Annotated in this window: 23 protein-coding genes and 1 riboswitch; of the genes, 5 read left to right on the top strand and 18 right to left on the bottom strand. The window is 43.1% G+C overall.

Annotated features, from left to right (window positions below):
• Positions 1-2: 2 nt before the first annotated feature.
• The 8 genes from HMPREF9624_RS00540 to HMPREF9624_RS00505 all read right to left on the bottom strand — a co-directional run bounded on the left by HMPREF9624_RS00540 (position 3) and on the right by HMPREF9624_RS00505 (position 8,933).
• The gene (locus tag HMPREF9624_RS00540; protein WP_009536050.1) at positions 3-1,145 is read right to left on the bottom strand and encodes a restriction endonuclease subunit S; all 1,143 of its coding nucleotides are present in this window, start codon (positions 1,143-1,145) and stop codon (positions 3-5) included.
• The gene (locus HMPREF9624_RS00535) at positions 1,132-2,739 is read right to left on the bottom strand and encodes a class I SAM-dependent DNA methyltransferase (protein WP_009536049.1); all 1,608 of its coding nucleotides are present in this window, start codon (positions 2,737-2,739) and stop codon (positions 1,132-1,134) included. The genes HMPREF9624_RS00540 and HMPREF9624_RS00535 overlap by 14 nt, the downstream gene beginning before the upstream one ends.
• 340 nt (positions 2,740-3,079) lie before the next feature.
• A complete protein-coding gene (locus HMPREF9624_RS00530; RefSeq protein WP_009536048.1) occupies positions 3,080-3,838 on the bottom strand; it encodes a LamB/YcsF family protein in 759 nt (252 codons plus the stop codon).
• A gap of 6 nt (positions 3,839-3,844) precedes the next feature.
• Positions 3,845-5,194 carry an acetyl-CoA carboxylase biotin carboxylase subunit gene (gene accC / locus HMPREF9624_RS00525; protein WP_009536047.1) on the bottom strand — a complete coding sequence of 450 codons (1,350 nt, stop codon included), beginning with the start codon at positions 5,192-5,194 and terminating at the stop codon, positions 3,845-3,847.
• A 54-nt stretch (positions 5,195-5,248) separates the two neighbouring features.
• Positions 5,249-5,704, bottom strand: coding sequence for an acetyl-CoA carboxylase biotin carboxyl carrier protein (accB, locus tag HMPREF9624_RS00520; protein ID WP_009536046.1), 456 nt, complete (start codon positions 5,702-5,704; stop codon positions 5,249-5,251).
• Between the two features lie 26 nt (positions 5,705-5,730).
• A complete protein-coding gene (locus HMPREF9624_RS00515; RefSeq protein WP_009536045.1) occupies positions 5,731-6,738 on the bottom strand; it encodes a 5-oxoprolinase subunit C family protein in 1,008 nt (335 codons plus the stop codon).
• A 1-nt stretch (position 6,739) separates the two neighbouring features.
• Positions 6,740-7,465 carry a 5-oxoprolinase subunit PxpB gene (gene pxpB / locus HMPREF9624_RS00510; RefSeq protein WP_009536044.1) on the bottom strand — a complete coding sequence of 242 codons (726 nt, stop codon included), beginning with the start codon at positions 7,463-7,465 and terminating at the stop codon, positions 6,740-6,742.
• A 274-nt stretch (positions 7,466-7,739) separates the two neighbouring features.
• On the bottom strand, positions 7,740-8,933 hold the full coding sequence (locus tag HMPREF9624_RS00505) for an NRAMP family divalent metal transporter (protein WP_009536043.1): 1,194 nt from the start codon (positions 8,931-8,933) through the stop codon (positions 7,740-7,742).
• 193 nt (positions 8,934-9,126) lie between these two features.
• On the opposite strand from HMPREF9624_RS00505, the gene HMPREF9624_RS00500 reads away from it, so the two are divergent.
• A complete protein-coding gene (locus HMPREF9624_RS00500) occupies positions 9,127-9,918 on the top strand; it encodes a hypothetical protein (RefSeq protein WP_009536042.1) in 792 nt (263 codons plus the stop codon).
• A gap of 157 nt (positions 9,919-10,075) precedes the next feature.
• Here HMPREF9624_RS00500 and HMPREF9624_RS00495 read toward each other — a convergent pair whose 3' ends face one another.
• The 6 genes from HMPREF9624_RS00495 to HMPREF9624_RS00470 all read right to left on the bottom strand — a co-directional run bounded on the left by HMPREF9624_RS00495 (position 10,076) and on the right by HMPREF9624_RS00470 (position 17,074).
• Entirely contained in the window at positions 10,076-12,019 is a 1,944-nt protein-coding gene (locus HMPREF9624_RS00495; RefSeq protein WP_009536041.1) for an SseB family protein, read from the bottom strand.
• An 85-nt stretch (positions 12,020-12,104) separates the two neighbouring features.
• On the bottom strand, positions 12,105-12,965 hold the full coding sequence (locus HMPREF9624_RS00490; RefSeq protein WP_009536040.1) for a mechanosensitive ion channel family protein: 861 nt from the start codon (positions 12,963-12,965) through the stop codon (positions 12,105-12,107).
• 193 nt (positions 12,966-13,158) lie between these two features.
• Complete coding sequence (locus HMPREF9624_RS00485; protein WP_009536039.1) at positions 13,159-13,641, bottom strand: hypothetical protein; 483 nt, start codon at positions 13,639-13,641, stop codon at positions 13,159-13,161.
• 269 nt (positions 13,642-13,910) lie between these two features.
• Entirely contained in the window at positions 13,911-14,939 is a 1,029-nt protein-coding gene (locus HMPREF9624_RS00480; protein ID WP_009536038.1) for a TIGR03943 family putative permease subunit, read from the bottom strand.
• 10 nt (positions 14,940-14,949) lie between these two features.
• The gene (locus HMPREF9624_RS00475; RefSeq protein ID WP_009536037.1) at positions 14,950-16,188 is read right to left on the bottom strand and encodes a CobW family GTP-binding protein; all 1,239 of its coding nucleotides are present in this window, start codon (positions 16,186-16,188) and stop codon (positions 14,950-14,952) included.
• A 130-nt stretch (positions 16,189-16,318) separates the two neighbouring features.
• Positions 16,319-17,074: an HAD family hydrolase gene (locus tag HMPREF9624_RS00470; RefSeq protein ID WP_009536036.1), complete on the bottom strand. Its 756-nt coding sequence runs from the start codon at positions 17,072-17,074 to the stop codon at positions 16,319-16,321.
• A 134-nt stretch (positions 17,075-17,208) separates the two neighbouring features.
• Between HMPREF9624_RS00470 and HMPREF9624_RS00465 the strand changes: the two genes are divergently transcribed.
• The gene (locus tag HMPREF9624_RS00465; RefSeq protein WP_009536035.1) at positions 17,209-17,931 is read left to right on the top strand and encodes a ribonuclease H1 domain-containing protein; all 723 of its coding nucleotides are present in this window, start codon (positions 17,209-17,211) and stop codon (positions 17,929-17,931) included.
• A 139-nt stretch (positions 17,932-18,070) separates the two neighbouring features.
• Here HMPREF9624_RS00465 and asnA read toward each other — a convergent pair whose 3' ends face one another.
• From asnA to HMPREF9624_RS00450, 3 genes are all read right to left on the bottom strand, one after another.
• Positions 18,071-19,078: an aspartate--ammonia ligase gene (gene asnA, locus HMPREF9624_RS00460; protein WP_009536034.1), complete on the bottom strand. Its 1,008-nt coding sequence runs from the start codon at positions 19,076-19,078 to the stop codon at positions 18,071-18,073.
• 204 nt (positions 19,079-19,282) lie between these two features.
• A complete protein-coding gene (locus tag HMPREF9624_RS00455; protein ID WP_009428432.1) occupies positions 19,283-19,588 on the bottom strand; it encodes a hypothetical protein in 306 nt (101 codons plus the stop codon).
• A gap of 153 nt (positions 19,589-19,741) precedes the next feature.
• Positions 19,742-20,998, bottom strand: a complete 1,257-nt coding sequence (locus HMPREF9624_RS00450; RefSeq protein ID WP_009536033.1) for an SPFH domain-containing protein — start codon at positions 20,996-20,998, stop codon at positions 19,742-19,744.
• 284 nt (positions 20,999-21,282) lie between these two features.
• Here HMPREF9624_RS00450 and HMPREF9624_RS00445 point away from each other — a divergent pair, with 284 nt between their 5' ends.
• From HMPREF9624_RS00445 to metK, 3 genes are all read left to right on the top strand, one after another.
• Positions 21,283-22,605: a TrkH family potassium uptake protein gene (locus HMPREF9624_RS00445; RefSeq protein WP_009536032.1), complete on the top strand. Its 1,323-nt coding sequence runs from the start codon at positions 21,283-21,285 to the stop codon at positions 22,603-22,605.
• 70 nt (positions 22,606-22,675) lie between these two features.
• Entirely contained in the window at positions 22,676-23,329 is a 654-nt protein-coding gene (locus HMPREF9624_RS00440; RefSeq protein WP_009536031.1) for a potassium channel family protein, read from the top strand.
• Positions 23,330-23,420: 91 nt separating this feature from the next.
• Positions 23,421-23,526: riboswitch (SAM riboswitch) on the top strand.
• 102 nt (positions 23,527-23,628) lie between these two features.
• The gene (gene metK / locus HMPREF9624_RS00435; RefSeq protein WP_009536030.1) at positions 23,629-24,687 is read left to right on the top strand and encodes a methionine adenosyltransferase; all 1,059 of its coding nucleotides are present in this window, start codon (positions 23,629-23,631) and stop codon (positions 24,685-24,687) included.
• Between the two features lie 140 nt (positions 24,688-24,827).
• Here the strand turns inward: metK and HMPREF9624_RS00430 are convergent, their stop codons facing one another.
• A complete protein-coding gene (locus tag HMPREF9624_RS00430; RefSeq protein WP_009536029.1) occupies positions 24,828-25,514 on the bottom strand; it encodes a GNAT family N-acetyltransferase in 687 nt (228 codons plus the stop codon).
• Positions 25,515-25,547 lie beyond the last annotated feature (33 nt).

Genomic DNA, 25,547 nt, shown 5'->3' with positions numbered 1-25,547 from the left:
GACTACCCCTTTGTTGTTCTTCCTTCCTCGATAGAACCCTTAATTAAAATAGGGCACATATTTTTTATTTGTTCTTTAAGCTTTTCATTAATTTCTTTTCTTTCAATATAGCAATTGAAAATGCTGATGATTGATTCTTGTATGTCAATGCTAGGAATAGGAATTTCCACATTCTCTATATCACTATAATTAAATGTTTCTCTTGCAGATCCCCATGAATTAAATCTAACATATCTATCAAATTGGTCTCTTCCAAAAAACATCATTAAATATTCTGGAATTAATTTGTTGACATTTGAAACACAAAAAACTGGATATATTGCTGAAACAAGTATATCATCCATTTTTTTGTTTAATGCAATACAAAACTGATCTCCCATACGCGCTGTATTTGGATTAAAAGCAAAACAGTATTCTGGTACAATGTTATATTTTTTAGTTGATAGATCGCTAGTATTAGCCTTTGTCTCAATAAATTCCTTCTTATTTGAAATTCCTTTGATCCTATCTACTCCATATTTTTCATTCTCATTTTTAATCTCTACGGACTTGATATACGGACCGATAGCCTCGATAGGTATCTCTCTTCTCAAATCCTCTATGTAAGCGTCGCATACAAGTTTTAAATTCTCTAAACCACATTCATAGCTTTGATGATTTGAAAGCATCGCGTCATAAACATCAACATATTTTTGCTGAACCTCAAGGGGAGGGAGTTTAATTTCTATGTCACAGAATTCATCCCAATCGAATGTCTCTCTAGCCGACCCCCATGAATTAAATCTTGAAAATCTGTCAAATTCAGGACGTTTGAAATACATGAAGAGATATTCGGATAATATCAAATCTTTTCTTTTTACATAAAACACAGTGTATATTGAGGAGATTAGAATTCTATCCGTAGTACTATTATATGCAAGTGCAATTTTTTCTCCACGTCTGGAAGTATCTGCCACATAAGCAAATTCATCTTCATGCACTATTTTATAAGATAGAGTACTTACCCCGTCCATATTTGCCTTTGTTTCTATGAACTCTTTTCCTGTCGAGATACCTCTTACATCATTAACTGACAATTCATTAGCTGAATTACGAATATCAGACTGCTCGATCAATTCTCCAAGTTTATATTTAGTCAATCCCATAACCAATCCTCCTAAATGCATCTTCCAGCATCTGCTGGGATTTCTTTTCCTGTTTCATAATTTCCTGCATTTCGGATTGAATTCTTGCCATTTCCTTTTCATAGTCAATCTCTAAGTCATGGTCAATGAACTCGATATATTTACTTGGTGTAAGTGCCCATCCCTTTTCTTCAAGCTCATTGATTCCGACACTGCGGTAAAGTTCAGGCTCTTCGTATTTTGTACCATTTGTACCTTCACACTGCCAGGTATGATAGATATCAGCTGCACGCTCGATTTGTTCACTAACCAAGCGAACCTTCTTTTTATTCTCCCCCTTAACAGCATTTTCACTCCACTGGCGTAAATCCATAAACAGGATTTCATGCTCACGATTACGGAGATTCCTGCCATGATATTTACCACCTTTTTTGTTCTGATTTAAAATCCATAATGTTACACTGATGTCTGTTGTAATAAATAATTCTCTGGGAAGAACTACAATAGCTTCAATCTTATCCTTTTGTATCAATCTTTTACGAATTTCTAATGTATCGCTATCATTCAATGCGCCATTCGCAAGCAGAAAACCTGCCACACCATCGGAAGTCTTTAAGTGAGAAAGAATATGTAAAATCCAAGCATAGTTTGCATTACTTTCAGGAGGAGTAACATAATCTGCCCATCTCGGATCAGTCTTTAAATTTTCATCATACCAGCCCTTCAGGTTGAAAGGCGGATTTGCCATGATGTAATTGAAAGACAATCCTTTATGTAAATCATGCGTAAAGGATGAGTCACTTTCTCCACCAAGATTATGACTGATACCACGTAGTGCCAGATTCATTTTAGCAAGACGATATGTTGCAGGTTCCTTTTCTTGTCCATAGATATTAATGCTGTTAAGGTTTCCTTGTTTTGATTTTACCAGTTCTGCACTCTGAATGAACATACCACCGGAACCGCAAGCAGGGTCATAAAGAGTACCTTCAAAAGGCTCAATCATAGCTGCTATAAGTTGAACTACGTCATGAGGGGTATAGAACTCACCTTCTTCCTTCGTTGCATTTACTGCAAACTCCTTAAGGAAATATTCGTATACGTATCCAATCAAATCCTTTTCAGCTCCAAATTCCTTATGACTGATTTTATTTACCTCATCAACAATCTTTTTAATATCATTAGGCGCTAAATTTCTGGTAGTAAATGTACCCTTGATAAAGCAGCCTTTAAGCTGAGGATCCTCCTCTTCAAGTCTTGACAGCGCCGTATCCAGTGCAACATTAAGTTTTGGTGCAGGTGTATTAATGATTGTTGACCATCTCGCTTCCAAGGGAAGGTTATATGTTCCATCTGCAAAAGTAGCATCATCAAAAAAGGCAGCCCTGATATTTTCATCATCAGGGTCAAGTCCTTGCTCAATCAGAGTTTTACGAAGAGCTTCTATACCATCTTCATATTTTTCTCCTATAAATCTCAAGAATACAAGAGTGAGCATCATGTCTCTCTTTTCAAAAAACGAACCTGAATTACGTGCAGCACGCAAATAATCTCTACAATTAAAAAGAATACTATCTATATTAAGTGCCTTTTCAGTAGTTTTATTTTTAGCCATGGTTTTAATCATCCTTTCCGTTATTGTGCCATTCTTTTCTAAAGTATTGAAATCAATCTCCTGTTTCTCACAGAACTCTTTTCAAAATTAATTTGTTTAAATCCTTCCTTATTCCTTGAATAGATATTTTAGTACCTCTCTATTTTTTTCATCAGCCACATTTTACTCCTATTTTATCGGTTATAATTCCTTATCGTCAATGTGGAATTCCTGCTTTTTGCGACAAGCCGCATTTTTTTGTCTACTCAACTTTTTTCATCTACTTAGCTTGTAAACTTACAGCATAAAAAAAGCACCCTTACGGATGCCTTTTCCTCTAAATGCATTTAAATCTTCGCTTTTACTCACAAAGCTTCCTTATCTCCACCCCGTTTTCCATAAGGGCTGCCCTAAGCTTCTTCACAAAAAGGAGGGCTTTCTCTCCGTCCCCGTGAACGCAGACGGAATCCGCCTGTATGGGGATTTCCTTTCCGCTGATAGCCTGCACTTTCCCTTTTAAAATCATGGAAAGCACACGCTCAATGGCAAGGTTTTCATCGGTAATCATCGCCCCTTCCTTGCTTCTTGCCACAAGGCTGCCGTCCTCTTCGTAGGCTCTATCCATAAAGACCTCCGCACGAACAGGAAGACCTAGCTTTACAGCCTCTTTATAAAGGGCGCCGGAGCTTTGTGCAAGAATAATGAGGCTCTTATCGTATTCCAGAACCGCTTCACAAATGGCTTTTGCGAGACTTTCCTCCTTTGCCGCCATATTGTAGAGGGCGCCGTGCGGTTTTACATGCTGAAGCTTTCCGCCATTTTTATGCAAAAAAGCATCTACCGCCCCAATCTGGTAAAGCATCATCGCCTTCACTTCTTTTACGCTTAAATTCATATTTCTTCTGCCGAAGCCCTGCAAATCCGGAAAACCCGGGTGTGCACCGATTGCGGTTCCCGCCTTTTCACAGATTCCAACCGTCTTTTCCAGCACAACGGGATCTCCCGCATGAAAGCCGCAGGCAATATTTGCCGAAGAAATCAGCGGAATCAGCTCTTCATCGAGTCCCAAGGTATATCTTCCGTAGGACTCTCCTACATCTGCATTTAAGTCAACCTTCATCTTCTCCTACTTTCCCGAAAGCATAAAACGCTCTACGAAACCGGTATCGACCTTTCCCTCCCGGAAAGCCTCAGACTGCATAATCTTATATTGAAAATCGAGATTCGTCTCCACACCGAGGACCAGCATTTCCTCGAGAGCAACCTTCATTTTCCGAATCGCCTCATCCCGATTTCGTCCCAGCACCAGCACCTTGGCAATCATGGAGTCGTACTCCATCGGAATGTTGTAGCCGGTGTACAGCGCGGTATCGACACGCACCCCGTTTCCGCCCGGAAGGTGTAACGCCGTGATTTTACCGGGACTGGGCATAAAGTTTTTCTCCGGAATTTCCGCATTGATTCTGCACTCTATGCTGTGTCCAAGGAAGGGAATCTCTTCCTGTTTAAGGCTCAAGGGCTCTCCTGCCGCAACTCTAATCTGCTCCATGACAAGGTCTGTGTTCGTGAGCAGCTCCGTAACGCCGTGCTCCACCTGGATACGGGTATTCATTTCCATAAAATAGAACTCCCCGCTCTTATCCATGATAAATTCAATGGTGCCTGCTCCGGTGTACTGCACGGACTTTGCCGCCTTGACGGCTGCCTCCATCATCTTCTTTCTCGTTTCCTGACTGACAATCGGCGAGGGAGATTCCTCGACAAGCTTCTGGTGATTTCTCTGTATGGAGCAGTCTCTTTCCCCGAGAGCAACAACATTTCCGAAATTGTCCCCCATAATCTGCACTTCGACATGACGAGGCTCTAAAATCAGCTTTTCCAAATACATCGCATCATCCGAAAAGGCATTTGCAGACTCTCTTTGCGCAGTGAGAAAGTCCTTTTCAAAGTCCTCCTCTCCGAAGCACTCCCGCATTCCCTTTCCACCGCCGCCCGAGCTTGCCTTAATCATGACCGGAAAGCCCATTTTCTTGGCTTCCCCTAAGGCCTCCTTCACATCATAAAGAACGGATAAGGAACCGGGAACCACCGGCACACCGGCTTCCCGCATCTTCGCTCTCGCCTGTGATTTATTCCCCATAGAATCAATCACTTCCGCAGTCGGCCCGATAAAGACTATGCCGTTTTCTTCACATTTTTTAGCAAAGCCTGCATTTTCCGAAAGAAAACCGTAGCCGGGATGAATGGCATCACAGCCCATATTCTTCGCCACGGTTAAAATCGTATCCATATTTAAATAGGAGTTTCTTGCCGAGCCCTCTCCGATACACACTCTTTCGTCCGCAAGACGACTGTGAAGCGCGTCCTGGTCCTCCTTGGAATAAACCGCAACGGAGGACACGGAAAGAGCGCGAAGCGCCCGGATGACCCGAACCGCAATCTCTCCTCGATTTGCCACTAAAACTCGTTTAAACACCTTTTCCTCCTTTAAAGCTGTAGTACAAGTCTAAAGCTGTTCCTTTCAGCGCTCTTACAGCTTTCTCACACGGAATAAAGGCTGTCCGTATTCCACCTTCTGCTCGTTGGAAACCAGTACCGCTTCGATTTCACAATCGAAATCCGCCGTGATTTCATTCATCATTTTCATAGCTTCCAAGATACAGACGGTATCGCCCGCCTTTACGGTGTCGCCTACCTTAACAAAGGCCGGGATGGTCGGGCCCTTAGCGGAGTAAAAGGTTCCCACAATTGGACTTGTGATATGCACTTCATTTTCCTCCTCGGCATTCTCCGTAGAAGAATTGCTTGCACTGCTGTCGCTGCTGACTGCGCTGATGCTGCTCACCACTCCGCTTCCCGCAATAACAGGAGGATTATCCAGCTTACTCATCATAATCTTAAAATCGCCGTCTTTAATGGACATGGTGTTTAAGGTGGAGCCCTCCATAATCTTAACCAGTCCTTCTAACTTTTCTAAATCCAACATTCTACTCTCCTTATCGTAAAGCTATCCTATCCGAACAGCATGGATAATCTCTTTGCAGCCAATCTGCATTCGAGCACTTCCTTACAGGGCTTATGGATTGCCTTTCGCATCTCCTGCAGCTCCCGTTCCTCCTGTAGCATAAGCTTCTGTGCTTCCTGCACACTCACCGCCTCAAAACGAATCTTATCGTCCATTCTTCTCTGCACAAGCTTCGGTAAATCCACAGAAATGACTGTCGCTATCTTTCCGTAGCCTCCGGTTGTCTGCCGATCCGCAAGAAGGATAATCGGTTTTCCGTGGGAAGGCACCTGTATGGAGCCAAGGGCAATACCGTCGGAGATAATATCCGAACCGCGCTTTGTTTCGATAAAGCTTCCCTCCAGACGCATCCCCATACGGTCAAATTCCGCACCGACCGTAAACTCTGTTTCGAGGAAGCTCCGGATTCCCTTTTTGGAAAATACCTCTTCCTCCGGTCCCATGACCACGCGAATCTTTACCTTATCTTCCTCATATTCTTTGAGCGGAAGCGTTCTTGAGAGAAAACTTGGGAGGTAAATTCTTCTGTTGATACGGGTTTCAATAAAGTCGCCGTCTTCCAGCTTTCTTCCCTTAAATCCCCCTATTTGGCATTTCAAGTTTGTGGAACGGGAACCCATCACAACGGGCACCTTCAGATAATTGGAAAAGGCGATATAGCAGGTTCTCCCGGTTCTTGCGGAGCCGATTTTTAAGACATCCCCTTCCGCAACATAAATTGCGGTATACATAGGGATCTTCTCGTCATTTAACTCGGGACGGAAGTCCCCTCCCGTTATGGAAATAATCATGGGAGCCGTAAACTCCAGTGTAGGCCCGATTAAAGTACACTCTAAAACTGCCTCATTTTCCGGATTGTCCAGTAGGAGGTTTGCAATACGGAAGGCTCTTCTATCCATGACGCCGTTTACATTAAAGCCCTGCGCCTGAAATCCGGTTCGCCCTAAGTCCTGCACCGTGGTAAGAAGTCCTCCTTTAATTACTCGAAATCCCATTTTACTCCCCCTTATACCACTTTACTTCATACTCATCCTTCGCCACTGCCTCTTCAATCTCCCGATATTCCTTAAGGGAAATGGGGCAGAAACGAATGTATTCTCCCGCTCTTGTGAGGATCGGATCCTGTTTTGCCGGATTATACATCTTTACCGGCGTCTTTCCAATTAAGCGCCAGCCTCCGGGAGAATCCACGGGATATACCCCGGTCTGAGAGCCTCCAATCCCGACAGATCCCGCCGGAATACAGAGTCTCGGATTATCGAGTCGCTTGGTGTGAAGCTTTTCCTCCAAGCCCCCGAGGTAGGTAAAGCCCGGCAGAAAACCGAGCATATAAATTAGATACGCATCCCGGGAATGTCTTTCAATCACTTCTTCCACGGAATAGCCGGAATTTTCCGCAACAAAGCTAAGATCCGGTCCGAATTCCCCGCCGTAGCAGACAGGAATCTCCCAAATCTTCTTTTCTAGGCTCTCGACCTGTGTGTCCATTTTCACAATGGAGTGCAGTCTCTTATATAGCTCCTCATAGCGAATTACCAAGGGATTATACTCCACAAGAAGGGACGCATATGCCGGAATCATATCCACAATGCCTTCAATCTGTTGCATCTTTATCAGTTGTACCGTAGCACTGATAGCACGATTCACTTCTTCACTGATTTCCTGTTTAAAAAGAATCAGAATTGCGGAATCCCCTGCCGCTACCACTCTTACCTTTTCCATATATTTTCCTTCTTAATCCATATCCATCTTCATACTGTAAAAACACCGATCTATTTTCGTTTTTTGGGGAAAATAAACTTCTATGCACAATCGTATTGCCGCGCGCTTCTTGCTTTCGCTTTACATTAAGTATATTTCCCCTACAAGCGAGCTGCCGTACGATTTCGTACGGCACTCATTATAAACCAAATTTGTCTGCAAAATACAGTTCAATCTTTTGTATTATTTAATCTTTTAGATTATTTTCAATGCTTTTAGAATAATTTCAATGCTTTTAGAATAATTTCAATGCCGAAAGAGAACGAATGCCTACATAGGCTGCAAGTACAACAACCACAATACCTAAGATAAAAAGCAGTTTCGGATGCTTATAGTTCTCTCCCACAATCTTCTTATTCTGTGAAGCCACAAGACATACACCAAGGGTTACCGGTAAGATAAGTCCGTTTAAAGCTCCCGCCAAAACAAGGAGAGTTGCCGGCTTTCCGAGGAAGGCCATAACTAAAGTGGAAATCACAATAAAGACGATAGTCCAAAGATTTTCCTTCTCCGCTATCTTCGGAGAGAAAGTCTTTAAGAAACTGACGGAAGTATAGGCCGCACCGATGATGGACGTAATAGCCGCACAGGTAAGCACCAGTCCGGAGAAGCGTCTTCCGATTTCTCCTGCCCCCTGGAAGAAAGCATCCGCTGCAGGATTTCCCGCGTCTAAAGTCACTCCTTTTACCACTACACCGAGCACCGCAAGAAATAAAAGAATACGAACAATCGCTGCCACAATCATGCCCATAACTGCGGAATACTGAATGTCCTTCAGTTTTCCCTCTCCGGTAACCCCTGCATCAATCAGTCTGTGTGCACCGGCAAAAGTGATATATCCGCCAACCGTGCCGCCAAGGAGTGTCAGTATTGCCGGCACCAAAGTACCGAGCTTCGCATCCGGAACAAAGCTGTTCTTTACCGCTGTCGCAATAGGAGGCTTTACAATGAAAATGACTACAAGGATAACCACTATCATGATACCGCCCAGAATCTTTACGAGCTTATCCATAATCCCCTTAGCATCTTTGGAGAGGAAAACAAGTACGGCCAGTCCTCCAGCAATAAAGTAGGAAATCTGCACCGGAATTCCCAAGGTAGTTTGAATACCGAGAGCCCCTCCGCCAACATTTCCAATATTAAAGACCAGACCGCCAAGAACAATCAGAAAGGAAATGAAGTATCCCAGTCCCGGAAGCAAACGGTTTCCGACATCCTGCCCTCTCATCCCGCTTACGCAAAGCACTCGCCAGATATTTAACTGGGCAATAGCGGAAAGAATAACGGAAATCAGGATAACGAAGCCGAAACTCCCTTTAAAATCACCTGTAAACTTTGCCGTCTGTGTTAAAAAGCCCGGCCCGATAGCCGATGTTGCCATGAGGAATGCCGCCCCGAGTAACGCTCCGCTCTTTGCTTTTGCCTTCATATTTCCCCCTCCTTATATTAGGACTTATTTATCTATGTCCTATATTCAAGTCTTGTATGGTAGTATAATCTATTTTTCTCATTCGTCAAGCAAAACTTTTCCTCTTTGTAGAAACAATTATTTTTGACTTTAATAAGAAATTCTTACTTTGCCGATATACTTTATAAAATGGATGTTTATAAAGGAGACTAAGATGGGCATTCAAGGAGTAAACAGAGGACAAGGTTCTCTCTACAAGCAGATTGATAAGAAGGTTATCGGATATAGCCAAAATGGAGAGTATAAAACGGCAGAATTCCGCATCCTGCAAAAGAAAGATACTTTCACACTAAGTGAAGGGTATAAAAGCCATGTAGAGAAAGCAAAAACACCGGAGATTACGGGTGAGGGAGAATCCGTATCGGTGAACAGCTCTTTCTCAGCAGTGCTGAAAGAGGATAAAAACCAAAGAAATTGGAAAATCACATTTGAAAGTCCCGACGATTTAACGAGTATCGCCGAAGACGGTTATGTTGAGGTAAATGGCAAAAAGATTATTCTCACAGAACAGGAAAAAAAGGATTTTAAAAAAATAGCCGAAGATGTTAAAAAATTTAATGAGTTAAAGTCCAAGTTCAGTGATGCTTTAAAGCAAGCTTCAGAAGGAAAGGAACAGGCTGAAGCGGCAAATGAAGCATTTAAGGTACAAATGAACGTCCTAAAAATCACTCTTCTCTATGGTAGCGGAAAGGCTGTCAGTCCAAAGGACCTGAACTTCTTAAGGGAAAAGGACCCCAAGATGTACTCTTTAGCCGTAAACATGCGCGCTATGCAAATGAAGATTGAGGAGGACAAGAAAAAGAAGTCCGTCATCGAAGAGGAAAACGATAGTTCCGACGAGCATATTGACGCAATAGAATATGATGAAGATAAAATTGAACTCAATATAGACACGAACGAGAATAAAGTCAGCGTAAAAACCGTAAGCGAAAAGGTCATGTCTTAAACGAGATACCACACACTCCGCGAGTGATATTCGTTATGAACAAGATACCGACTGCTTCGCTAACGATACTCATTATGAATCTAAAACCGTGCAGAACCTTGCTCAATCAGCAAAGCCTGCACGGTTTTTTACTCCTATTTTTTCAATCCGGGCTATTCTAATTCAGCCATCTTTGTTGCCATTCCATGGCAAGTTCATAAGCCTCTTCTCTTCCGGACAAGTTCTCTAGCCAGTCCTTCGGAATGGCCGTAAAACCGTAATGCGCTGCAGCCAGGGTGGACACCAGAATCGGCAAATTCTTCCCGCCGGAAAGCTCCACAGCCTTCTCTACAGCCTCCTGATAAGATGCCGTATGTAGCAACACCCAAAGTGCCGCATATAAACTATGCTCCGCACTGCCGTCTAAAACCAATTCCTCTTCCTTCTTGGCTTTTATTTCTTCTACATTCATAAAAGGAAGAAGACGATCATATTCAGCAACAAGCAAATCGTAGTCCTTGACATCCTCTCTATGCTGTTCTTTTGCCTCTTCATTCATTCTTGCTTCTTCTTCGTCTTCCGCTTCCGCCTCTTCATAGAAAAGTCCCACATAAGACGCCGCTGCAGAAAGCTCTTCTTCCAAACTTTCACCGCCGATATGAAGCACCAGATTCCGTAAAATGTAGGAGTAAAGCTCTGCCATGAGAAGTGCTACCGGGTTATTATGAGTCAGTTTTGCATTATCATGCAGCATAGCCCTGTCTAAATCGCTAAACTGGTGAAGTCTCCTGCAAAGGAGGAGAGAAAACGGTAAGATTCGGCAAAGCACGGAATCATCGGCAAGATCCGATCCCAGTTCTCCCGGTTTCTTTCCGGTTGCATAGTGCATGATAGCCGCTTCAATCGCCTCTACACTGTCTTCTACCCGTCCGTCCAAAAGATAGCTTCCTTTGGACTTCCAATCATACATCTTTTCCATGATATCCTGCAGAGAAAGACGCTTCTCCGTATTCAAACTGTGGAATTCCGAAAGAACAATACTGTTTATGGTCGGTCTGAAAGAAAAAGCTTCTTTTCCAAAAGGCGGTTTCTCTATCAATGCTCTTTCTTTTGCCAGTCCGAGACTTCCTCCGATTAAAGAAGAGAAAATCATATTTTGAGAAAGATCTTTGGTCAAGCTCTTCTTTTCTTCATTTTCCTTACTCAGCTTGTCTCTTCTTTCCCTTGCATCCACAAGCCACTTAATGAGATTCAGACTCAAAAAGAAGGATTGAGACCAGGGATTAATAATCATGCCGTCCATCTTTCCCAGTTCGGAAATATGGACAGCCGCTTTCAAGACTTCTATAACGGGCATTGCAATAGCCGCTGTTGCTTCCTTATTTTTTCGTACCTCTTCCCCAGAGGTAAAGACTGCAATAGCGTCTCTTCCATCGCTTGTACTCAGGTGATTAAAAAGCACCTGCCCATCCATAACTTCCCCTTCTTTTTTCTCCGGTGGAACAATGGCAACCAAGAGCTGTGCATTTTTCTCCATTCCCTGTAAGAACGCTTGAAGAACCTTTTCAATCCCGGCTCTTCTCATCTCCTCCGGCATTTCCGATTCCGTATATTTCTGTTGTTCTTCGTAATATTGGGAAATCGCCTGACTGATTCCAACGCTGTCTTTCAATTTTTCCTCAACACTGTCGGTACGAATCTTGTTGTATAAAGCTTGAATCGCTTCCTTCTGCATAATAAAACTGTTGCTGAACGGGTTGATAACCAGACCATCCGCTGTAGGATGATTTGCTACAATATTTAAGAGTTCTCCTGCAGGGAGAAGTAGCGCATTGGCATTCTCCGCATCATCCCCTCTCTTCTCCTCCTCATCCGTAAATACCGCAGCAAAACTCTTCCCATCTTCCGATTTCAGAAACTTAAGCGTAATCTGCTGCTGTCCCTCTTTCTCTCCGGCAGGATCCGCTGCAAGGAGTAAACCGCCTGCTTTTAAAACCAGCTCCTCCATCGCTTGAAACACCAGATTCAAATGTTCCTGATCTCTGTGATCGGAAAATGCCAGGATACTATTTCGAAGCCCCTCAGCCATTTTCAAACGGGCCTTAATTTCCTTTTCGTCCATCTCTACCTCCTAATTCATAAGAAAACCCTCTCGGATTCTCTGTATAAAGGACAGTATAACAGAGAAAGAGAGAAGGGAAAACATTTTATTCCGTTTCAGGGGAAACTGTTTTCAGCTTTGTGTTCGGCATAGCAATATTTTCCCGATAAAAGGCAATCATTACCCGCTTATTCAAAGTATTATAGACATCCCAATATCGCTTGGTATCCACCCATACACGAATGGCAAAGTTCAAGGAATCACTCTTCACCTCGGCAATTCCGAAGAAAGGCTCCGGTTTATGCAAAATACGAGCATCGCCTTCAATCGCAGACTTGAGAACTTTCTCAACACGTTCAACATCCTCTTCTCTTGCCACCGAAAAAATAAGATCCACCCTGCGCTGGGCTTCAGAGCTATAGTTAATGATGTTGCTGTTCATCAAATTTCCGTTTGGAATCGATATTTTTTTATTATCCGGTGAAAGAATGATGGTGTAGAAAACACTGACTTCCTGTACAGTCCCTTCATCCGTACCACTCTTAATATAATCATTTACCTGAAAAGGTCGGAACAGAAGTAACATGATTCCCCCTGCAAGATTGGATAGGGAGCCCTGCATGGCCAAGCCGACTGCAACTCCGGCGGAAGCCAGTAAAGTAATCACGGAAGCCATTGGAATACCCAAGATTCCGATGCAACTGATGCCCAAGAAAAAGTACAGGATAAAACGAATCGATTTCAGAAAAAAAGGCCTGATTGTTGGATTGACTCTTTCCAAAAATCTTAGCTTGGGAAGGAATTTCATGACTTTTCTGATACAATATCTTCCAATCATAAAAATCAGGAGCGCGAATAAAAGCTTCCCCATAAAACGGCCTAGACCTAAGGCAATGCCATTCCCGAAATTCTGAAAACTCCATACACGAAGTTCATTTTCAATTTGACTTACCGTTTCCGAAACCATACTTCCTCCAGCTCATGTCCGCATTTCCGGACTTTCATAAAAAAAAACACCGGGCTTTTTGTATCTTATCGCCCTCTCCCATCGGATTCAAGGACAAAACAGCCTCAGTGTCTTTTTTAAAACTATTTTCGAATAAATACATGCCCTCTTAAAAAGCGACATGCAACAGATTTAGAGAAAAAGCTCTAAAAGCTTAGCCTACTACTTCTCCCTCTTCGGTTAAAGTATCATTTCTATGAACGAAAACATAGATAATACGAACCGGCGGAAGAATTGCGGAAACAACAGCCATAACTGTAGGATCACCGGAGTTGTTCAATTTCTTATACAGACCGAGCAAAGTAAAATAAGCTACCGCAATACCGCAAAGCGCTACAACGTAGAACAAAAAGCCATTTAATCTGGAAGTGAGAATCGGGAAAACAATCATCAAAATACCCAAGATGGTTCCCTGTACCGTCGTTCCGAAGATATTCTGATCTCCTGCCAAAAATCCGTAAAATCCCTGGTTGATAAAGGGAATCCAAGCAAGAACCGCCTTATCCTGCTGTCCGTTATTCTTTGCAATAGTATATAAAGCCATAGACTCCAATACATAAAAAGCAATCAAGATTGCAAAGACGAGTACAAGAATGATTACTCCACCTGCCAAAATCATCGAAAAAGCATTATCCATATTTCAATCCTCCAAAATGATAAAATAGCGGAATATCTCCATTCCCTTCTGAAGATAAATCCAATGTCCTAAACGAGATGCCACACGCTTTGCGAGCGATGCTCGTTATGAATGAAAGCTGTCCTCGCACAATCCGTTATGCTCCAACAAACCCCCATGAATTATACATAAATCACTTTAAATTAACAATAGTTTCTTTACTTATTCTTAAAATTACTTGGGAATTCGGAAGAATTACAAAATAATCATTTCCTCTTTACTCGCTGTTTCTAGAAATTTACCGGTTCCGAAATCTCCCCTGTTCGAACGATATCCACCAGTTTCAATACAGGTCCGACACCATGGTATTCTTCCCTTTCTTCCAAAGCGACCTTCACCGTCACTTTCACCCAATCTCTTGTAGAAAAGGCGGAAAGCATATCCTTATTTCCCTTACAAATGAAGCCCAGAAAACTCATATCCTGTGCACAGCAGGTCATGGCCATTCTTCCCGGTATAAACTCATCCTCAGGCATATTTTTCCGCTTTAAAACCATAGCGGTAAAGGAAAGCTCTTTTCCGAGATAACGTTCCGGATTGTCCATACAATCCAAAAACCAGGTTCCGTAATCGGTGTCCGCAATCGCTATCTTTTCCTGATTCAGATCGTAGGGCAGCTCTTCCGGCAGAGCGGACTGCGGAATTTCACCATTTTTATCCTCCAACATAATCATGGCATTCTGTCCCATGGCTCGAAGTTTTCTTCTATAGTCGATCATTTCCTCATTCGATAAATTATCACAACGATTCACAATGCAAAGTTCTGCATTGCGAAGCATCTGCCCCAGGAAAGAGCGCATGTTGGAAAGGTACATTTTTAAAGTACTGCCGTCCACAATGGTAATCACCTGATAAAGAAACCATTCCTTAGGCATCGAGACGGTATATTTCGGCTCTCTGTTTTGCTGTTCCGAAAGCACTGCCTCGCTCATCGGTCCGCCATACAGGTCATCTTGATTCCACATCCCGTTCCACTCAATCAGGATTCGCTCAGGCTTATAGGTATCCGTAAGCTTTCTCAGCTTCTCCTCTTGAAAGTCCGTGATATCCTTCATATAGATTGGAGTGGTGTGGAGTTTTGCAAGTTCTATCGGGTCATATTCCTTTTCCCCCTCTTCACAGATCAGAAGCAAAGTATTTCCGTTGGTTTGAAAATACTCCTGATTCATAGTGTATTGAATAAAGCTGGTTTTTCCGCTCTCCAGAAATCCGTTAATCAAAAATACCGGAATTCCGTCTCCTTGATAATTTTCCCCCATATTACTCCTTTTATGCTGTAAACAGTGCCTTAATCTTTTCCTTTTCCAGCTCCGTTCCGATAACTACAAACTTTCCGATATTCTCCGGCTCTCCGTCACGAATTTCGACCTGTTCCGGTACCATATCGAAGTTCACCCACTTCCCGTCTTCCAGCTGCAACATCCCTTTTGCACGAACAATGCCGCCGTAAGATGAACCTTCCGCCATCTCTTCCAAAATCTCCTCCAGCCTTGCACGAGAAACTTTCTTAAATACTTCTACCCCGATGCTGTCAAAGATTTCATCGGCATCATGGTCATGCCCGCAAGAACAATGCTCTCCGTGATGATGATGATGTTCATGGTCATGATGGTCATGATGGTCATGGCTGCAAGAACAATGATCGTCATGATGCTCATGCTCATGATCGTGACTGCAAGCGCAGTGCTCGTCATGATGCTCATGTTCTAAGGACTCTTCCTCATCCTCGTCATCATAAGCTCCGCCACAACAGCAGCAATGTTCCTCTTCATTTCCAAAGTGGTGCTCGTGATGATGCTCATGTTCCTCATGTTCGTGGTGGCAACCGCAATCGCCATCATGGTGATGGTGATGATGCTCATGATGATGTGCTTTTTCCTTCACTTCCTGAAGAAGAGCTTCTTCCAAGTTTTCTTCCTGCCCAATGATTTCGAGGAGTTTCTCGCCGGAAAGCTCTTTAATGGCGGTAGTAATCAGATTGGCCTTCGGATTCAAAGCGCGAACAATCCGAATAGCTTCTTCCACTTTTTCCTCCGTCGCAATATCCGTTCTGGACAAAACAATGCTGGTTGCATAGCGAATCTGATCATCAAAGAACTCTCCAAAGTTCTTGTTATAGAGTTTTGCCTTGGTAGAATCCACAACGGTTACCGCCCCATCCAAGTGCACGGGAAGATTTGCCGATACGGTCTTTACTGCAGAAAGAATATCGGAGAGCTTCCCCACTCCGGACGGCTCAATAAGGATTCTGTCCGGCTTATAGGTCTCAATTACCTCCTTTAAGGAAGTCTCAAAATCTCCCACTAAAGAGCAACAGATGCATCCTTGATTCATCTCCCGTATTTCAATTCCGGAATTCTTTAAAAAGCCGCTGTCAATTCCGATCTCTCCGAATTCATTTTCAATCAGAACAACATTCTCTCCCTTTAAGGATTCCTGTAAAAGCTTCTGTATAAATGTAGTTTTTCCTGCTCCCAAAAAGCCGGAAATAATATCTATCTGTGTCATAACTCCTCCTTTTCCATCACCCAAAAAACAACATTGCATAAAGCAAACTTTCGGTATTATAGCACGATAAGTAAGCAATCGCTAACCCCATGTCCTAAACTTCATTTTTCTTTCACAATTTTCCCGAGACTTATCCCGGTTCAAATTCCTCCTCCAATACACGAAGCAAGGCAAAACCATCCTCTACCAAATACTCCGCTCCGTGTTCTACTAATTCTTTCTTGTCACGGAAACCGTAGAGACAACCGATTCTGCTCATTTCCGCATTCTTTGCCGCATCGAGGTCCGTTTTTGTATCTCCCACCATGACTGCTTCATCCTTCGTGATTCCAAGTTCCTCACAAGCTTTCAGGAGTGGAGCTTTATCCGGTTTTAAAGGCATTTTTCCGTCATCCCCTATGATGAGAGAAAAGAAATTTTTCGGGAAGACGGCGGAAAGTACCTGCTCCGCCACTTCCTTGGATTTATTGGTAATACAGGCAATCTGAATCCCCTTCTCTTTTAAAGCCGCTATGCATTCTTTCACTCCGGGATAGGCTTCTGCCCGGTAGGTGGAATTTTCCGGGAAAATGGAGGCATAGTATTCACATACCTCATCGTAGAGTCCCATAATCTCATCCCCTTCCATATCGAGATCCATGGCCTTCTCTTCGTCCTTCTCTTCCCACTTTTCCGCTTCTCGGTATTTTTTATCGGCATTCTTAGCCAATGCTTTTTCTACAAATTTTCTATAGCCTGTTCCGACAAAAAAACGGGTCTCCTGAAGGCTCACCCCTTCTAATGCAAAATGTTCCATGCTTAAATCCATCGTTTTCTTTAAACTGGCTAAAGTATTCACCAATGTCCCGTCCAGATCAAAAAAAACAGCTTTTATCTTTTTCTTCATCTCAGGCCTCCGCTCTTTTTCCCTTTTATAACAGCTTATAGTATAATGCAGTATGACATCTTCCACAACCGAAGCTACAAAGCGGTAGCTTGCAAGGCTAAAGGATTTCAGCATGTCCAGTGAGGAGGTATTTTTTGGGAGCTTATTATGCAGTTAAAATCGGAAAAAATCCGGGAATCTATCTAAATTGGGAGGACTGCAAAAACCAGGTGCACGGCTTTCCCGGTGCAATATACAAAAAGTGGAAAACAAGGGAAGAGGCGGAACAATATCTGCGCGGAGGATCCGAAATCCCACTTTCTCCTTCCGTGTCTTTTTCAATTTCTAAAACCTCCTCCTGCTCGGATAAAAATGCAGAGCTTCTTTCCATCCTTTCGGGAGAGAAGCAAGTTCCGGAGGAAGAACAGGCGGAATGTTTACTCCGGAAATTCAATACGGATGCACTGGCCTTTGTAGACGGGAGCTTCCAAAAAGAACCCGGAGTTTATGGCTATGGTGTAGTTTTGATAGAAAAAAACGGTATTCTTTCTAAACATAGGGGAAGCGGAAGTGATGACGCCTTTCTGGAAATGCGCAACGTTTCCGGAGAAATCCTCGGAGCAATGCGCGCTGTGGAACTCACTTTGGAAAAGGGACTTTCCTCCCTGACCATTTTTCATGACTACCGAGGGATTTCCGCTTGGGCAAAAGAAGAATGGAAATGCAATAAAGAAAAAACAAGAGAGTATCGTGACTATATGAAAACTGCAGAAAAAAAAATAAGGCTGGAATTTTTTAAGGTTCCTGCCCATAGCGGAATATATTTTAATGAAATGGCCGATGGCCTGGCAAAAGAAGCGGTAGGCATCAAAAATTGATTATGACAGCACACAGCCTGTTCTGTCTCGTGTCTAAACGAGACAGAACAGGCTGTAATTCTTAACAAGTGGCGCAGGCGTAGCCTGAGACATCTTGTGCATAACGAGTATCGTGCGTAAAGCCTGCGATATCTCTTTTTTACAACAGAATCATATTGTGCCTTTCGCACTCTTCCCGCATCTCTTCCGGCCAAATAGAAGCTTGCACCTCTCCGATATGTGCACGTTCGAGAAGTAACATACAAAGTCTGCTCTGCCCGATACCTCCTCCAATAGTAAGGGGAAGTTTTCCTTCTAAAAGCATCCTGTGATAGGGAAGCGCCGCCCTTTCCTCTTTGTGGGAGAGTGCAAGCTGTCTCCGTAGAGACTCTTCATCCACACGAATTCCCATGGAAGAAATCTCCAAAGCACAATTTAGCGGCTCAAACCAGAATAGAATATCTCCGTTTAAGTTCCAGTCATCATAGTCCGGTGCTCTTCCGTCATGCGGCTCTCCGTTACTTAACTTATCTCCGATTTTCTGAATAAAGACACAGCCATGCTCTTTTGTGATGGCATTCTCTCTTTCCTTTGCACTCAAAGTCGGATATTTCTGTAAAAGTTCTTCAGAGTCTATAAAATAGATATCTTCCGGCAGTTTTTTTACCGCCTGCGGATATTTATACCAGACTTCATGCTCCATATGCTTTATAATCCGGAAAATATTGCGAACCGTTTCCCGCAGCATTTCTTCATTTCTCTCTTCTTTGGAGATTACTCTTTCCCAATCCCACTGATCCACATAAACGCTGTGAAGATTATCCAAGTCCTCATCTCTACGAATAGCATTCATATTGGTGTAGAGCCCTTCTCCCACTTCGAAATGATAGCGCTTTAAGGCAAGCCTTTTCCATTTTGCCAAAGAATGAACGACCTCTATCGTCTCTTCCGGATTCCAAGGTACGTCAAACGACACCGGTCTTTCCACTCCGTTTAAGTTGTCATTTAAACCGGAACTCTTTTCCACAAATAAGGGTGCGGAAATACGAGACAGATTCATCTCTTTCCCGAATTCCTTTTGGAAAGTATCACGAATATACTTTATTGCTTCCTGCGTCTCTCTCACAGAGAGACGAGGATCATAATGCTCAGGAATAATTAATGCCATCCTTCTCCTCCTCTGTTCATGTGTTCTTTCCGTTTCCAAGTAAAAAGTCTCCCAAAAATGGGAGATTACAAGCTCGGCAAACGGCAAATTCTTAAGCGGATATCACTTGCTTTTCCTATGATATTCGTTATGAATTAATAAAGGCAGATTTTACTCCACTTTTACATCGGCGTAAAGCAATATTTCCTTAATCCAAGTAATTCTTTAATCCAAATATTTTTCCGCTTCCGCCTTTTCTCCCAAATCATAAAAATAGCCGTATAAAAAGTCCCTTTGTTTATCACTCAAAGGGCAAAGATGAGTAATCATCAGTTTTTTTCTGCTGGGATTATGTAAGAGTAAGTATCCTCTTCCACTCAAATAATCCCCCGCATTCAGAACCGTTTGTTTTGAAAAAGAGGCATACAAACCGATTTTTTGCAAGATACACTCCGCTTCCTCACCGTGCTTTCCCCAGTCCGTTTCATAAAAATCCCCGAGAGGGGAAAGCCATCCCAATCTTTCTCCCATATTGTTCTCCCGTTTTTTCGCCCTGCATCGTGAACAGTTTTATTCTAAACCGGTATCACTCGCGGAGCATTAGGTATCTCGTTTAAGATTTTACTTACAGCGTTCGTCTTACGAAAAATGCCCGGCAAAATCACTTCTGCAGGGCATTAGACTCTATTCTTTTTTATGTCCGCATTCGGAACAGAACTTTCCGAGATTTCCGGCATGTCCGCACTCGGGGCAAATCCACTCCTCTTCCTTTGCGGTACCGCACTCGGAGCAGAACTTTCCAAGGTTGTGTTCATGCCCGCACTTTGTACAAGTCCATCCAACAGCAGCCTGAGATGCCTCTGCCTGTGCAGAAGGATTTCCTGCCGATGCAGCGCCGTTCCCCGCAGAACTTCCCTGCGCTCCGTTTTGATTGGCTCCCATGGCATAGAGATTTCCCGCATTAAAGCCGCCGGCTTGGTTCGCAATATTCATCCCTGCAAAGGCCATCATAGGACCTGCATTTTCATTACTTGCCGCCGCACGCATAGCATCTGCCTGTGCGGAGGTAAGGTTTGCAGCCGCCATGGTCGGATTCCGGAATACGGCATTTTTCTGCAGTTCCTTAATCTTCTCCACATCTTCTTCCGGAGCGGTAACGGAACTCATACCGAATGCAGTGATTTCCAAGCCGTAATGTTTTCCCCAGCTCTTGGAAAGCATTTCATTTAAAATCTGTCCAAGCTCATCCGTATGTGCGGTAATCTGATAATAGCGCACACCGGTCTCGGCAATGCGAGCAAAAGCGGGCTGCAATTTGGTCAGGAGCTCTGAACGAAGCTGAGACTCTATCTCCGATTTCTTGTAAGAATTCTCCACATTTCCCGCAATATTTTTATAGAAAAGAATGGGATCCATCATACGGAAGCTAAACTCTCCATGTGCACGAAGGGCAATTTCCATATCGAGATCAATATTCTTATCGTATACACGGAACGGAATAGGATTCGTTGTACCGTACTTATTTCCCAATATCTCTTTAGTATTAAAATAGTAGATTCTCTGATCCTTTGCCGTATCTCCGCCAAAAGAAAAACGCTTCACGAAGGTTTTAAAACTGTTTACAAGATTTTCTCCCAAATTTCCGTAAAAAATACTGGGCTCCGTTGAGCTGTCAAATACAAATTCACCGGGTTCCGCACAAACTTCTACGATAGCCCCCTGTTCCACGATAATCATACACTGACCGTCATTTACCGCAATAAGGGCTCCATTGGAAATAATGTTCTCCGCCCCCTTTGTATTGGAACTCTTTTCGCCGACTCTCTTCTCTCCCTTTACAATCAAAGTATCATTATCTAACGAATTACAATAAAAGTACTCTCTCCACTGATCTCCCAACAGGGTCTTGAAGGATGTCTCCGCAGCTCTTAATAATCCCATAGAATCTCTCCTTTACTTGTTTCATCCGGTTTGTATCATGTCCTGCATGATTACCGATTTAGAGTATCATATTTTCAGCAATATGAAAAGAATTGCGCATAATTCTTCCCTGATTTTTCATGAAATTAATTCTACTGCACAGGACTTCCCATTTACCCGGGAAAAGACTATAATTCTCAATATTATACCTATAAACAGTTCTATCCCATTTCCAAAATAAACCGGAATGTTTTTTAAAATATGATAAGAATCGAAATGAGTTAAAAGAACGGAGTCATAAAGGGATGAGATTTTTTCGATTAAATTATTTTCAAAAAATTATATTGGGCTTTGCCGCTTTAATTCTCTTCGGCGCCTTCTTATTGATGTTGCCGATTTCAAGCAATGAGAGTGTTTATACCCCTTTTTTAAATGCACTCTTTACCTCTACCTCCGCCTCCTGTGTCACCGGTTTAATTGTATACGATACCGCCGTGCACTGGTCTTTCTTCGGGCAGGTGGTCATTCTTATCCTCATTCAAATTGGCGGACTCGGCGTAGCGGTAGCTGTAAGCTCCCTCATCCTTTTATCCGGAAAAAGAATCGGATATTCTCAAAGAAATACGCTGGCCAATTCCATTTCCATAAGTTCCCAGGGCGGAATTATGAAAATGTTGATTTTTCTCCTGAAATGGACCGGAGTGATAGAGTTCTTCTTCGCTATCCTTCTTGCAACGCAATTCATTCCCGAATTCGGATGGAGAAGAGGTCTTTGGTATAGTATTTTCCATTCCGTATCCGCTTTTTGTAATGCGGGTTTCGATCTAATGGGCATCAAATCCCCCTATTCCTCCCTCACCGACTATGCGGAAAACCCTATTGTGAACCTCAGCATTATGGCCTTAATTCTCCTCGGAGGCTTAGGCTTTATGACCTGGCAGGATATTGCCAAAAATAAAGGGAACCTTCATCGCTATCGCTTGCAAAGTAAAATCATACTTTCTACTACAATCTTTCTTGTCCTTCTCCCTGCACTGTTCTACTTCTTTGTCGAGTTCGGGGGGATGCCCATGGAAAGTCGAATTCTCGCCTCTTTCTTTACTGCCGTAACTCCCAGAACCGCAGGTTTTAACACGGTGGATTTCAGTAAATTCTCCGACAGCGGTATATTTTTACAAACTCTGCTGATGCTTGTGGGGGCAGCACCGGGAAGCACCGGAGGCGGCATGAAAATTACCACAATGACTGTTCTATTTTTAACTTCGGTAGCTATCTTTAGAAACAATTCCCGCACAGAAGCCTTTGGAAGGACTATTCCCGGAGAGGTCATCCGAAATGCCACAACGATTGCCTTTATGTACATTTGTTTATGCGTTCTTTCGGGAATATTTATCAGCCTTCATGAAAACTTGCCTTTACTCACCACCAGCTTTGAAACCGCCAGTGCTATTGCCACCGTTGGACTCACTCTGGGAATTACTCCCAAGCTCAGTCCTGTTTCCCATGTGGTGCTCATTTCCCTGATGTATATAGGGCGAGTCGGCGGGCTCTGCCTGATTTATGCCGTCTTTCCCAATGCCAATCCAAACAAGGGAAAACTTGTAGAAGAAAATGTAATTGTCGGATAAGAAAGTCTTTTGAAGAAAATGGAATTATCGGATTAATCAATAAAATAGCATTGTCGTTAAAGGAGAAAGTATGAAACAAATTTTGATTATCGGCTTAGGGCGTTTCGGTTTACACGTGGCAAAAAAGTTGAATGAAATGCATATTCAGGTTCTCGGAGTGGACAGCAGTGAGGAACGGGTAAAAGCCGCCCTCCCCCATGTTACCAATGCGGAAATCGGAGATGCAAGTAATCAGGAATTCTTAAAGTCTCTGGGTGTTTCCAATTTCGATGTCTGCATTGTAGCGATTGGAACTGACTTTTTAGCATCTTTGGAAGTCACCTCCCATTTAAAGGAACTGGGGGCAAACAAAGTAGTTTCCCGTGCCGCCAGAGATTTACAGGAAAAATTTCTCTTGAGAAACGGAGCCGATGCCGTCGTTTATCCGGAAAAGCTCGTCGGAAACCTCACCGCTGTTCAATGCAGTTCGGAAAACGTCCTGGATTACATTCAGGTCAGCAAAGACTTTGCCGTTTTTGAAATTGCTTTACCAAAGGATTGGACGGGAAAGTCCATCGGAGAAATCGATGTTCGAAAAAAATTCAAAGTCAATATTATTGCTGTGAAAAGCAATGATGAAGTCAATGTCACTCTGGGTCCGGACTATCGTTTCCGAGAAGGGGAGAGTCTTTTCATTATAGGAAAAGATAAAGACATCCAACAGTGCTTCCACATATTGCTATAGAAGAGAAAAAACGATTTATATATTTCTAAAATATGTCGAAAGTTTATTGACAAGAAACTTTGTTTTAGCTACTATACCATCACAATTTAATACCTTATTCAGAGACGGTGGAGCTACATAGGAGCGATGAAACCGCAGCAACCCCTTGTAAAGGAAGGTGCTAACCTGAGCGAAGCAGTTGTTTCGATCAATAAGATTTGATATGAACCATTGGCGTCGCCCAATGGCTTTTTTATTGCCAGGATTCCTGTGCAAAAAGTGTTCATTATGCTATTGCCCTAAGGCAAGAAAGGAAAAATATGTTATTTTCATCAGAACAAGTATCTAACGGACATCCCGATAAAATCTGTGACCAGATTAGTGATGCCATTGTGACCGATATTCTTTCCCACGATAAAAAGGCAAGAATTGCCGCAGAAGTCTGTATTAAGGATTACGACATCATTATCCTTGGAGAAATTACATCCACCTATATTCCGGATTATCAGAAACTGGTAATGGATGTTCTTCGTAAAATCGGACTGAAAGAATTGGAGAATTACAAAGTACAAGAACTGATTTCCGCTCAATCTCCCGACATTGCCATGGGCGTAGATCACGACGGCGCCGGCGATCAGGGGATGATGTTCGGCTATGCTACAAAAGAAAGTGAAGAAATGCTTCCGCTTCCCTATGTGCTTTCCACGCGAGCTTTACAGAAGCTGCAGAGCTTTAATCTGTCCAATGATTTTGCTATCTTAAAGCCGGATGCCAAAGCGCAGGTCAGCTTTGACTATAAGGAGCACAGAATTGATACCTTCCTCATTTCCAGCCAGCACAGCGAGTCGGTCAGCTTAAAAGAAGTGCGTGCCATCATCGAAAAAATCATGCAGGAAACCGCCGAGGAAATGAGCCTGAACACCGATTTCCATGTTTTGGTGAACCCAACCGGTCGCTTTGTTTTGGGCTCTTCTTTTGCCGATTCCGGTTTAACGGGAAGAAAAATCATTGCCGATACCTACGGCGGAGCAGCCCACCACGGCGGCGGCGCTTTCTCCGGAAAGGATCCCTCCAAAGTAGACCGTTCCGCAGCTTATATGGCAAGAAAGGTTGCCAGGGACATTGTCTCTTCCGGAAGAGCCAATCGCTGTGAAGTACAGCTTGCCTACGCCATCGGGGTAGCCGAGCCGGTATCTCTTTATCTGGATTGCTTCGGCACGGAAAAAGAGCCCGCAGGAAATATCTGGCGTTCCGTTTTGGACAGCTACGACCTGACACCGAAGGGAATTATTTCTCGTTTAGACCTGTTAAATGTTGACTATAATTTGGTTTCCTCCTACGGCCATTTCGGAAAGCCCGAACTTCCTTGGGAAAAATAAATTCAATACTTGTCAAGACTAAAAAGGGACACTTCATCTGAGGTGTCCCTTTTCTTCTTTATTCTTAACAAGTGGCGTAGACGAAATCTGAGATACCTTTTTCATAACGAGTATCGCTCGCAAAGCGTGTGATATCTCGTTTAAGCAACGATTCCTCTTTCAGTTCGTACATCCATACAATAACTCCAATTCCCCATTCGTTTTTTCGGAGTTTGGAGTTCTTCATAGGAAAGCAGAGAAAATCCTGCTTTTTCATAAAAGCGGGCATTGCTTTCCGTATTGGTCAGCAGAGTAAACTGCTCTCCACCTTCCCCGGCCACATAAGGGATAACTCCTTCTTTTAAGAATCTTCCTCCGATGCCTTCTCCTCTTCGGTTATTTTTCACCGCCAATGAACCTAAATACCAATACGGCTTCCGTTGGCTATGAATCACCTTCTCCGCTTTTTCCGTCATGGAAATCCAGGCTAAGGTTTTGAAAATCCCACCAATCAGAAAGGTTTGCAATGCCTTCTTGGAAACATAGTCTTTCCACTCCACGCCCTTGTCTCGAGGGCTTTGAATAGCTGCAACGGCAAGGATTTCCCCGTTCTCCTCCGCAAGCATCATCCTTTGCTTTCCATAGTAAATTCCAACAGCAATGCTTTGAATAGAACGCACGAAGTCTCTTCGTTTTTCATTTTCTTCAATAAAATTGGAAAAATACGGATAGTCAAAAAAAGAATCCGTGAGCAATTCTACGCAGTCCTGTAAATCTTTTTCTTCCGCAAATCGATAATGCAACATGGAATCCCTCCCGTAAATAATCTTCTTTTTATCCGCAAGCATCCTGTTTTCCTTTCCGAGTATTTTCGACTTTTT

The organism is Oribacterium asaccharolyticum ACB7 (assembly GCF_000238075.1).
GTDB lineage: Bacteria > Bacillota > Clostridia > Lachnospirales > Lachnospiraceae > Oribacterium > Oribacterium asaccharolyticum.
Note: the sequence above shows the minus strand (reverse complement) of the source record. Positions and strands in the feature narration are given on the sequence as shown.

Bases quoted from the DNA above. Each gene is read 5' to 3' on its own strand.
- HMPREF9624_RS00540 (WP_009536050.1), bottom strand. From the start codon at position 1,145: ATGGGATTGACTAAATATAAACTTGGAGAATTGATCGAGCAGTCTGAT.
- HMPREF9624_RS00535 (WP_009536049.1), bottom strand. From the start codon at position 2,739: ATGGCTAAAAATAAAACTACTGAAAAGGCACTTAATATAGATAGTATT.
- HMPREF9624_RS00530 (WP_009536048.1), bottom strand. From the start codon at position 3,838: ATGAAGGTTGACTTAAATGCAGATGTAGGAGAGTCCTACGGAAGATAT.
- accB (WP_009536046.1), bottom strand. From the start codon at position 5,704: ATGTTGGATTTAGAAAAGTTAGAAGGACTGGTTAAGATTATGGAGGGC.
- HMPREF9624_RS00515 (WP_009536045.1), bottom strand. From the start codon at position 6,738: ATGGGATTTCGAGTAATTAAAGGAGGACTTCTTACCACGGTGCAGGAC.
- pxpB (WP_009536044.1), bottom strand. From the start codon at position 7,465: ATGGAAAAGGTAAGAGTGGTAGCGGCAGGGGATTCCGCAATTCTGATT.
- HMPREF9624_RS00505 (WP_009536043.1), bottom strand. From the start codon at position 8,933: ATGAAGGCAAAAGCAAAGAGCGGAGCGTTACTCGGGGCGGCATTCCTC.
- HMPREF9624_RS00500 (WP_009536042.1), top strand. From the start codon at position 9,127: ATGGGCATTCAAGGAGTAAACAGAGGACAAGGTTCTCTCTACAAGCAG.
- HMPREF9624_RS00495 (WP_009536041.1), bottom strand. From the start codon at position 12,019: ATGGACGAAAAGGAAATTAAGGCCCGTTTGAAAATGGCTGAGGGGCTT.
- HMPREF9624_RS00490 (WP_009536040.1), bottom strand. From the start codon at position 12,965: ATGGTTTCGGAAACGGTAAGTCAAATTGAAAATGAACTTCGTGTATGG.
- HMPREF9624_RS00485 (WP_009536039.1), bottom strand. From the start codon at position 13,641: ATGGATAATGCTTTTTCGATGATTTTGGCAGGTGGAGTAATCATTCTT.
- HMPREF9624_RS00480 (WP_009536038.1), bottom strand. From the start codon at position 14,939: ATGGGGGAAAATTATCAAGGAGACGGAATTCCGGTATTTTTGATTAAC.
- HMPREF9624_RS00475 (WP_009536037.1), bottom strand. From the start codon at position 16,188: ATGACACAGATAGATATTATTTCCGGCTTTTTGGGAGCAGGAAAAACT.
- HMPREF9624_RS00470 (WP_009536036.1), bottom strand. From the start codon at position 17,074: ATGAAGAAAAAGATAAAAGCTGTTTTTTTTGATCTGGACGGGACATTG.
- asnA (WP_009536034.1), bottom strand. From the start codon at position 19,078: ATGGCATTAATTATTCCTGAGCATTATGATCCTCGTCTCTCTGTGAGA.
- HMPREF9624_RS00455 (WP_009428432.1), bottom strand. From the start codon at position 19,588: ATGGGAGAAAGATTGGGATGGCTTTCCCCTCTCGGGGATTTTTATGAA.
- HMPREF9624_RS00450 (WP_009536033.1), bottom strand. From the start codon at position 20,998: ATGGGATTATTAAGAGCTGCGGAGACATCCTTCAAGACCCTGTTGGGA.
- HMPREF9624_RS00445 (WP_009536032.1), top strand. From the start codon at position 21,283: ATGAGATTTTTTCGATTAAATTATTTTCAAAAAATTATATTGGGCTTT.
- HMPREF9624_RS00440 (WP_009536031.1), top strand. From the start codon at position 22,676: ATGAAACAAATTTTGATTATCGGCTTAGGGCGTTTCGGTTTACACGTG.
- metK (WP_009536030.1), top strand. From the start codon at position 23,629: ATGTTATTTTCATCAGAACAAGTATCTAACGGACATCCCGATAAAATC.
- HMPREF9624_RS00430 (WP_009536029.1), bottom strand. From the start codon at position 25,514: ATGCTTGCGGATAAAAAGAAGATTATTTACGGGAGGGATTCCATGTTG.